The organism is Vibrio sp. 10N.222.52.B7, assembly GCF_041474275.1.
GTDB classification, from domain to species: Bacteria; Pseudomonadota; Gammaproteobacteria; order Enterobacterales; family Vibrionaceae; genus Vibrio; species Vibrio crassostreae_C.
In genome coordinates this window covers 1-226 of sequence record NZ_JBFRTU010000406.1, presented here as the reverse complement: position 1 = coordinate 226, position 226 = coordinate 1, and the positions used below count along the sequence as shown (strand labels likewise).

The 226-nt window shown below is 35.8% G+C and carries 1 protein-coding gene; it reads right to left on the bottom strand.

From position 1 onward, the window contains the following. On the bottom strand, positions 1-189 hold a 189-nt coding region (locus tag AB4512_RS23430; protein ID WP_372175921.1), incomplete at its 3' end, for a Z1 domain-containing protein. Positions 190-226: the final 37 nt, after the last annotated feature.

Below are 226 nucleotides of genomic sequence, written 5' to 3'. Positions count from 1 at the left end.
TCTTGTTGAAGATGAGTTTATCCTCAAAGCGTTTTGAATCCGTTCTAGCGCTTCATGTAAACGATTTTTAAGTTGGCTTTGAACATTAGTGAATCGACTAGCATTAACCAACATTGAACAATGGGAACTTGATTGGCCTCTTAAATTTCTGATAGATCGTGATAAAAGAAACGTACGTAATGCAAACAATAGGGAATTAGGCAGCTGATATAAATCGTGGTTAATC